6 protein-coding genes are annotated in these 8,483 nt (G+C 74.9%); 3 read left to right on the top strand and 3 right to left on the bottom strand.

The window, feature by feature from the left end; translation table 11 throughout:
* Positions 1 to 98: 98 nt before the first annotated feature.
* The 3 genes from ACFV3E_RS45990 to ACFV3E_RS45980 all read right to left on the bottom strand — a co-directional run bounded on the left by ACFV3E_RS45990 (position 99) and on the right by ACFV3E_RS45980 (position 4,732).
* Positions 99 to 2,057: a primary-amine oxidase gene (locus ACFV3E_RS45990; RefSeq protein ID WP_500542428.1), complete on the bottom strand. Its 1,959-nt coding sequence runs from the start codon at positions 2,055 to 2,057 to the stop codon at positions 99 to 101.
* A gap of 104 nt (positions 2,058 to 2,161) precedes the next feature.
* On the bottom strand, positions 2,162 to 3,709 hold the full coding sequence (locus tag ACFV3E_RS45985) for an APC family permease (RefSeq protein WP_500542431.1): 1,548 nt from the start codon (positions 3,707 to 3,709) through the stop codon (positions 2,162 to 2,164).
* 57 nt (positions 3,710 to 3,766) lie between these two features.
* A complete protein-coding gene (locus tag ACFV3E_RS45980; protein ID WP_500542426.1) occupies positions 3,767 to 4,732 on the bottom strand; it encodes a hypothetical protein in 966 nt (321 codons plus the stop codon).
* A gap of 282 nt (positions 4,733 to 5,014) precedes the next feature.
* Here ACFV3E_RS45980 and ACFV3E_RS45975 point away from each other — a divergent pair, with 282 nt between their 5' ends.
* From ACFV3E_RS45975 to ACFV3E_RS45965, 3 genes are all read left to right on the top strand, one after another.
* On the top strand, positions 5,015 to 6,364 hold the full coding sequence (locus ACFV3E_RS45975) for an NsdA family TPR-like regulatory protein (protein WP_500542424.1): 1,350 nt from the start codon (positions 5,015 to 5,017) through the stop codon (positions 6,362 to 6,364).
* A gap of 444 nt (positions 6,365 to 6,808) precedes the next feature.
* Positions 6,809 to 7,909: a WD40/YVTN/BNR-like repeat-containing protein gene (locus ACFV3E_RS45970; RefSeq protein WP_500542430.1), complete on the top strand. Its 1,101-nt coding sequence runs from the start codon at positions 6,809 to 6,811 to the stop codon at positions 7,907 to 7,909.
* A gap of 9 nt (positions 7,910 to 7,918) precedes the next feature.
* Positions 7,919 to 8,353, top strand: coding sequence for an ankyrin repeat domain-containing protein (locus tag ACFV3E_RS45965; protein WP_500542422.1), 435 nt, complete (start codon positions 7,919 to 7,921; stop codon positions 8,351 to 8,353).
* Positions 8,354 to 8,483: the final 130 nt, after the last annotated feature.

Genomic DNA, 8,483 nt, shown 5'->3' with positions numbered 1-8,483 from the left:
TGCGGGTCCCCCGTCTCGGGTCCCGCCCCCCCGCCCGTGCGGGGGCCGCCCCCCCCCCGGGGGCCCCTCGCCCCCCGGGGCCGGGGCGCGGGTTCGCGTCAGGCGGTGTGGCAGTGGCCCTCGCCGCTCGGGGTCTCCTTGGGGAGGTCGAGCGCGGGGTTGCGGTCGAAGAAGCCGGTGGGCTTGAGGGTGAAGCCGCTGTGGTCGACGGGCATGACCGGCCACTCCTCCAGCCGCGGCAGGTGGGTGGGACCGAAGGTGTGCCAGACGGTCAGCTCGGTGTCCTCCAGCGACTCGCCCGCCGCGGTCCAGCGGGGCAGTCCGGCGCCGCCCGCGTTCTGGTTGGGGTAGTCGCCCGCGGGGAAGCGCCGCTCGGGACGGTGGCGGGTGACCCACACGTGCTTGGTGCCGTAGGCCATGCGACGGGCGACCGCCGAGTCGGGCTGGGCGAGGACGACCGGGCCGGGCTGCGGCACGAGCGTGTACGCCACGGGCTTGCCCATGCGGTTGAGGGAACCGGGGTTGGTGATCCGCCAGCGGCGGCCCGCCAGCGGGTCGGCGAGACGGCCGCCCTCGGCACTGTCGGCGACGGGGGTCACCCGGGTGGTGAAGACGTTGCCGTTGGGGTTGTCCGGCCCGCTCGGGACGGGGACGACGTCCACCTCCTCCACGGTGTTGGCGTGGCCGTCGACGGCGGCGTCCAGCCGTACGCAGAACAGGTGCTGGTGGAACGGGGCGAGCAGGCCGGGCGCGACCTCCGTGCCGACCGCGTCGGCGGTGCCGGGCTCGACGGCGGAGGTCTGCACGATGCCGGTGGACTTGGCCTCGAAGCCGATCGTGCCGTCCTGGTGGAAGTACCAGTAGAAGCCGTAGTCGTAGTTGCCGACGGTGGCGATGTAGGAGACGACGAGGCGGCGCGCGCGACGGCTGTCGGCGGCCATGTCGTTGAAGATGTCGGTGTGCTTCCACAGGAGGCCGTAGTCCTCCTCGTGGATGCAGATGGCGTTGGGCAGCGTCTCGGGGTTGCCGAGGTCGTCGGAGAGGACGGCGTCGAGGTAGGTGATCTCGCCGAGGCAGTCGCAGCCGAGCTTCAGGGCGTTGGCGTTGCGGCCGAGCGAGTACTCGCCCGCGTCGAGGAAGGCGACCCAGTTGCGGTCGTCGCCGGGCTCGGCGTAGGCGACGGCCATCTCCGCGAGTGAGGCGCGGTGCAGGACGGGGCGGACGCGGTCTCCGTCCTCGTAGCCGATCTGGTGCAGGACCAGGCCCTCGCGGCCGTTGAAGTCGATGCGGAAGCGCCACTTCTGCCAGGTCATCAGCCGGCCGCTGAGGGCGAAGGACGGTCCCTCGGGCTGGGTGATCTCCAGCGGGCGCAGGTCGGTGCGGGCCGGGCCGTTGAACTCGGCCTCGTAGCGGCCGCATTCGGACGGGATCGGCACGGCGCCGGTGTCGATCAGGCGGACGACCTTCCGCTCGATGACGTCGACGTCGGCGACGAGCCCGGCCACCGGGTGCGCCCACGGGCTGTCGGAGGCGTTGCAGCGCAGCCAGGTCAGGGACCGCATGAGGCGGGCGCCGGGCCGGTCCTCGAAGCGCAGCGGTCCCGCTCCGAGGGGGGCGGCGACGGCGAGGTCGAGGTCGGTGACGCCGCGTTCGGCCATGGCCTTGCGCCAGCCGGGGTCGGCCTTGACGACCTGCTCGACGATCTCGTACTCCTCGAAGGTGACCGGCGGCTGGCCCTCCTCCGCGGTGTCGAGCGCGCGGTGGGCGACGACGACGCCCGCCGTGACGTCGACCAGTGCCTCGGCGGCGGCGCCGGTGGCCGAGTCCAGCAGGGTCACGCGCAGCCGGCGCACCACGGGGTCGCCGTCGCGATGGGCGTCGGCGGTGTGCCGGTCGGGCTCGTCGAGCAGGACGAGGGGGAAGCGGGTCGTGTCGGTGACCCTGCCGTCCTCCGCGAGGATGCGGCGGGCGGCGGATATCTCGTCGGCGGTCAGCGGGTCGAGGGGGTGGGGCGCGGCGGGCGCGGCGTCGGCGTCGGTGTGGCAGCAGGAGGACATCGGGGCAACCCTCTTGTCGGCGTTGGTCGTTGCGCTGTCGGGCGCTACGGACATGGAACCGGCCCGCCGCTCCCCCGGCCAGGGGTGCGACGGGCCGGTCGGGGTCAGGAGCCGGTGGTCTCCGCGTCGGCGGCGGGGACGGCCTCGCGCGCCTGCTCGATCCGGAACGCCTCGTTGCCGAGGCCGATGCGGGCGTGCACCTCGGGACGGGTGGCCCGCAGAACCGCGCCGTACACCAGGCCGCCGACGACGGTGACGCCGATGATGGCGGGCAGGACCCAGGAGACGGCGGAGCCGTCGCCGGCGACCAGGACGTCGAAGTCCTTGACGGCGTAGACGGCGATGACGACCAGCGCGATGCCCGCGAGGGCGGAGGCCACGATCCGCGGTGCCTGGGTGCGCAGCGCGCCGCGCCGGACGAAGTAGCCGATGACGGCGAAGGACGCGGTCGCCAGCAGCACGATGACGCCCAGGGCGCCGACGTTGCCGAACCAGGTGAAGAGCTTGAGCACGGGCGCGGTGGGGTCGTGGTCCGCCGCGGCACTGCCGTCGGTGACGGCGAAGGCGACCACGAAGCCGAGGGACACCAGGGTCTGCAGCAGCGAGCCGAAGGCGGGGGCGCCGCTGTTGGGGTTGGTACGGCCGAAGGCCTGGGGCAGCAGGCCCTCGCGGCCCATGGCGAAGGCGTAGCGGGCGACGACGTTGTGGAAGCTGAGCAGGCAGGCGAACATGCCGGTCACGTACAGCACGTGCAGGACGTCGGTGAACGCGGACCCGATGATCGACTCGCTGAGGCCGAAGAGCAGTCCCGGTCCCTGCTTCTGCGACACCTCCACGATCTGCGACGGGCCGGCCGCGACGCTCAGCGCCCAGGAGCTGATGGCGAAGAAGACCGCGACGAAGGTGACGGCGAGGAAGGTCACCCGGGCGACCACGACCTGCGGGCGGCTGGTCTCCTCGGCGTAGACGGGCGACTGCTCGAAGCCGACGAAGCTGGCGATGCAGAAGCACAGGGCGGTGCCCAGGCCCGCGCCGCTGAGCGTGCTCGGGTCGAAGGCGTGCAGCGACAGGCCCTCCTTGGCGGGGCTGCCGATGGCGGCGACGTCGAAGATGACGACGAGGGCGATCTCGATCAGCAGCAGGACGCCGAGGACCTTGGCGTTGACGTCGATCTTGAGCCAGCCGAGCGCGCCGACCGCGAGGACGCCGAGGACGGCCGGGATCCACCAGGCGATCGTGGTGTCGAGGTAGGTCTGGAAGAGCCCGGAGATCTCGAAGCCGAAGAGGCCGAAGACCGCGAACTGCATCGCGCTGTACGACACCAGGGCGACGAGCGACGCGGCGGCGCCCGCGGTGCCGCCGAGCCCGCGGGCGATGTAGGCGTAGAAGGCGCCCGCGTTGTGGACGTGGCGGCTCATCTCGGCGTAGCCGACGCTGAAGAGGATGAGTACCACGCCGAGGATCACGAACAGCAGCGGCTGTCCGACGATGCCCATGACGCCGTACGTGGTGGGCATGACGCCCGCGACCACCATCAGCGGCGCGCTGGCGGCGACCACGGAGAGGAGCAGGCCGGACATGCCGAGGCGGTCGGCCCGCAGGGCTCTCTCCTCGCCTTTGAACGTGCTGATCCCGCTGTTGCCCGTCAGCATGGCGGTTCCTTCCTGGGAGGGGTTGGGGTGGTGCTGGTGCGTCATGCGGTGCGGGCCCTACGGGGAGCCGGGGCCGAGCACGGCCTCCCGCGCGGCGCGGAAGGCCTTCTTGGGGTCGCGGTCCGGGTAGGCCCACGGGGTGCGGGTGGCGTGCGCGCCGATCCGGTTGAACAGGGCCGCCGCCTCGGCGTTGCGGCCCTGGAGGAACTGCGCGTGGACGAGGAAGTTGAGGTCGAGGTGGAGGCGCGGGTGGTCGTGCCCGTCACCGTCCCACTCCAGCCACCAGTCGAAGCCCCGCTTGAGCGCCTGCCGGGCGCGCCATCCGTCCCAGTGCCCGGAGGCCGCGGGATCGGCGGGCAGGGTCCCGGCGGTGGCGAGGACCCGGTACAGCTCGGCGTGGGCGACGACCGGGAGGACGGCCAGCGGTGAGCCGGCGGGCGCCTCGCCCGCAGCCCAGTCGGCGAATTCGTACACCTCGTGGAAGGGCCCGCCGTCGGAGGCGGCCTGGGGGCGTTCGGCGAGGCAGGCGACCATCAGGTGGTGGCCGTGGTGATGGCCCCGGTGGCGGCCGCGGACCTGGTCGAAGGCGCGCATCTGCTCGTCGTCGGTGCCGGTGTGGCGGGCCAGGATCAGCAGGCAGAGCCACGGCGTGGGGTCGGCCGGGGTGAGCGCGGCGGCGGCGAGGCAGGTCTCGCGGGCCCGTTCGGGTTTCTCCTTGCCGGCGACGGCTCGGAACACCGAGGCGCAGGCCAGCAGCGCGGCCGCGTCGGTGCTGCCGGGTTCGGCGAGCTGCCACTCGCGGGCCCAGATGGCACTGGCGCCGCCCTCGCCGAGGACGACCAGGCGGTGGCCGCGCCGGTCCCAGTCGTCGCCGGTCTCGGCGAGCAGGCTGCGGGCGGTGGTCCAGCGTCCCTGGGCGAGCGCGGCGCGGGCGTCGGCCAGCGGCTCGTCGTCCAGGGCAGGGTCGAACCGCAGGTCGTCCCGGGAGCGGGAGAAACCGAACGGGGGTGGAGGAGGAGTCATCCTCGGGGTGCCTCCACGGCGCGCACGTGATGTCCGGCCCGGGGCGGGGCATCCCGTTCGGCGTCCGGTGATCGCTTGATCACACAAAGCCAACCGGTATGAGCAGGTCCACTTCAAGTCCGGGCCTGTTGTCTCGATGTAGTCCCGCACACGCGTCCGAACGGCGGCGGGCGCCGCCGGACGCCACGGGACACGGATCGGGACGGATCGCGGCGATCGCCTGCGCCGCGATCCGTCCGCCTGATATTCGAACGTACGAATATGAGACGAAGGAGCAACGTCGTGGCGGACGACACCGCGCCGGCACCGTCCCATCCCCTGGCGTCCGTCCGGCGCAGCCACGGCTGGAGCTACCAGGACCTCGCCCGGGTCGTCGCCGACAACGCCCGTGCCCTCGGCGTGCCCATGGCGGCCCGTCGGGAGAAGGTGTGGCGCTGGGAGCACTGGGGCGTGGTGCCGGAGAGGGACAGCCAGCGGGCCCTGGCCCGGGCCCTGGGCGTACCGCTGCGGGAGGTGGACACCCGCCCGTGGCCCGGCTGGTTACCGTCCTTCGACGGCATCCCCGACGGGCTGCCGTGGACCCGGGCCGGCGGTCTCGACGCGCTGGACGCCCTGCTCGACGGCGGCGGACGCGACCCGCGGGGCCACCCCGTGCTGGAGGGAACGGAGTTCGGCGACGCCGTCGCCGACTGGGCGGCCGCGACGGACGGCGGAAGGGAAGGCGGGAGGGACGGCGGGAGGGACGAGCCGCCGCGGGACGACGCCGTCGCGGGCCGGGAAGGGACTGCGGCCGGCGAGGAGACCGTGGCCTGGCTGGAGCGCGGCGTGCTCGGCCTGCGCCGCCTGGACGACCGGCTCGGCGGCGCGGCCGTACGGCACCGGGCCGAGGCCGATCTGCGGATCGCCCTGGACCTGCTGCGCCGGGGACCGTACCGGGGCGGGCTCGACGCCCGTCTGCTGCGCGTCGCGGCCGGACTGGCCCAGTTGGGCGGCTGGGCGGCGACGGACTGCGGACGGCACGGGGCGGCCCAGCGGCACTACCTCACCGGACTGCGCCTCGCGCACGGCGCGCAGGACCGCCCGCAAGCCGCCAACCTGTGGGCGGGACTGAGCCTTCAGGCGGTGTTCGCGGGCCGCCACGACGACGCCCTCGCGGCGGCCCGTGCCGCCGAGTCCGCCGCGGCCGGGGCGACCTCGCGCACCCGCGCGATGCTCGCCACCCGCCGGGCCCGGGCCCACGCCGGGCTCGGCGAGGACGCGGCGTGCCGCCGGTCGCTGGAGGAGGCGGGGCGGCTGCTGGACACCGCGCCCGCCGGCGACGACCCGTCGTGGATCTACTGGTTCGACGAGGCGGAGCTGTGCGCGCAGAGCGGGATCGCGCTGCTGGACCTCGGCCGTGCGCAGGAGGCTGCCCCGCTGCTGGAGAAGGCACTGGCGATCCAGGACCCCTTCTACCGGCGCGACCGCACCCTCTACACCGCGCGCGCCGCCCTCGCCCGGGCGCGGACCGGCGACCTCGACACCGCCCGAGCCCTCACCGAGGACGCCGTGGACCTCGCCCGTGACTGCGGGTCGCCCCGGGTGGCCATCGCCGTCGAGCAGGCCAGGACGACGCTGTCGCAGGCCCGTTGACGACCCGGCCCCGCCGGACCGGCCCCGCGGCCCGGCGGGGACGCCCCGGCGGCCACCCGAACCGGGAGCCCGTCAGCCGCAGTTGGGGTCCGGGGGCCGCGCGGCGCATCACGCCGCCGACCCGGAAGCCCCAAGCACCCTGGGGAGCCTGCGGTCCACGGCCCCGGAAGTCCCGCCCGACGCCGGGAATTCGGACACCACGGGCCGAGCGCGCCGACCGCCCGGCACAACGGTCGCTCCCGCCACCGGTGACCGGACCGCCTGCCGGCGGGGACGCCAGGGCACCCTGAGGGGCAGCGGTCCGCGGACTCCCGGAAGGCGCACCGGCGAGGGGATGTCCGGTCGCGCAGGCCGACCGCGTACCAGAAGCGGTGCGGCGCGGTGCGCCGGACGCGGTCTGGTGCGGTGCCGCGTGGTGGACTACGTTGCCGCGCCATGACGCCGATGACGCCGATGGGGACGATGAGACGGGTGTGGACGGCCGTGCTGTGCGGGGCGGCGCTCGCCGCGCTGACGGCGGCCCCGGCCCACGCGGCGGGTGAACGGCCCGGTCCGCGCTGGGAGCTGAAGGAGACCGGCAGCACCGCGCGGTTCCGCGGGCTGGCGGCGGTCAGCAGGAACACCGCCTGGGTGGCCGGTTCCGAGGGCAAGGTGCTGCGCACGGTGGACGGCGGACGCCACTGGGCGGACGTGTCGCCACCGGGCGTCGCCGAGCTGCAGTTCCGCGACGTCGAGGCGTTCGACGCGCAGCGCGCGGTGGTGCTGGCGATCGGCGAGGGCGAGGCGTCCCGCGTGCTGCGCACCCAGGACGGCGGCGCGACCTGGACGGAGACCTTCCGCAACACCGACCCCCGCGCCTTCTACGACTGCGTCACCTTCTTCGACGACCGGCACGGCCTCGCCGTCAGCGACCCGGTCGACGGCAGGTACCGGATGCTGTCCACCGGTGACGGCGGCCGTAGTTGGCGGGTGCTGCCCTCCGCCGGCATGCCCCCCGCGCTCGCGGGCGAGGCCTCGTTCGCGGCGAGCGGTCAGTGCCTGGTGAGCCATGGCCCGCGCGACGTGTGGCTGGCGACGGGCGGGGCGTCGCAGGCCCGCGTCCTGCACTCCCGCGACCGGGGGCTGACCTGGACCGTGACGGCGTCCACCCTGCCCGCGGGCGACCCCGCGAAGGGCGTGTTCGCGCTGGCGTTCCGCGACGCGCGGCACGGGATCGCCGTCGGCGGGGACTACCGCCCCGACCAGGCCTCCCCCGACGCCGCCGCGGTGTCCCGCGACGGCGGCGCCACCTGGACCGGCTCCGGACGCCCCCCGGCCGCCTACCGTTCGGGGGTGACCTGGCTGCCGCACTCCTCGCGCGCGGCGATCGCGGTCGGGCCGTCCGGCAGCGACCTGAGCCTGGACGGCGGCCGGACCTGGCGGACGTTCGACCCCGGGTCCTACGACACCGTCGACTGCGCCCCGGACCTCGGTTGCTGGGCCGCCGGCGAGCAGGGCCGCGTCGCACGCCTGGGGATCGGCTCCGGCGGGGCGGCCCTCCCGTAACCTCTCCCGGTGAACCGCAGACGCCGCAAGAAACTGAGCCGGGCCCTGGTGACCGCGGCGGGGTGCGGGGCCCTCAGGACCGCCGGGGAGCTGCTGCGCCGGGGGGCGTCCCCCGAGCACGCCGACCCGGACGGTACGACCCCGCTCTACGCGGCGTCGGTGAGCGGCGCCGCAGAGGTGGCCGCGCTGCTCCTGGCGGCGGGGGCGCGGCCGGACACCGAGAGCGGCCGCGGCGACGAGGGCACTCCCTTGTGCGCCGCCGCCTGCTGGGGCCACGTGGAGACGGTGCGCCGACTCCTGGCCCACGGCGCCGATCCCGGGTTGCGCGAGGACCATGGCACGGGGCTCACGCCGCTGGAATGGGCGGAACGCGGCCCGCACCCGGAGACGGCGGAGCTGCTGCGCGCGACGGCACCGCGGAGGACGGCCGCCGCGCGGCGGTGAACGCGGACGCGCCGGTACGGGGCCGTGGCGGCCCCCTACCGGCGCGTCGCCCGGTCCGGTGCGGTTAAGCGACCCGGCGGGGGCGTCCCCCTCCACCGGTGAGGCTGTAACCTGTCTCTTATACACAAAA

Origin of the sequence: Streptomyces sp. NPDC059718 (genome assembly GCF_042733315.1) — a bacterium.
Classification (GTDB): domain Bacteria; phylum Actinomycetota; class Actinomycetes; order Streptomycetales; family Streptomycetaceae; genus Actinacidiphila.
Note: the sequence above shows the minus strand (reverse complement) of the source record. Positions and strands in the feature narration are given on the sequence as shown.

What these genes read in the sequence shown, in the direction of transcription:
- ACFV3E_RS45990 (WP_500542428.1), bottom strand. Translation starts at nt 2,057, where the DNA reads ATGTCCTCCTGCTGCCACACCGACGCCGACGCCGCGCCCGCCGCGCCC.
- ACFV3E_RS45980 (WP_500542426.1), bottom strand. Translation starts at nt 4,732, where the DNA reads ATGACTCCTCCTCCACCCCCGTTCGGTTTCTCCCGCTCCCGGGACGAC.
- ACFV3E_RS45985 (WP_500542431.1), bottom strand. Translation starts at nt 3,709, where the DNA reads ATGCTGACGGGCAACAGCGGGATCAGCACGTTCAAAGGCGAGGAGAGA.
- ACFV3E_RS45970 (WP_500542430.1), top strand. Translation starts at nt 6,809, where the DNA reads ATGACGCCGATGGGGACGATGAGACGGGTGTGGACGGCCGTGCTGTGC.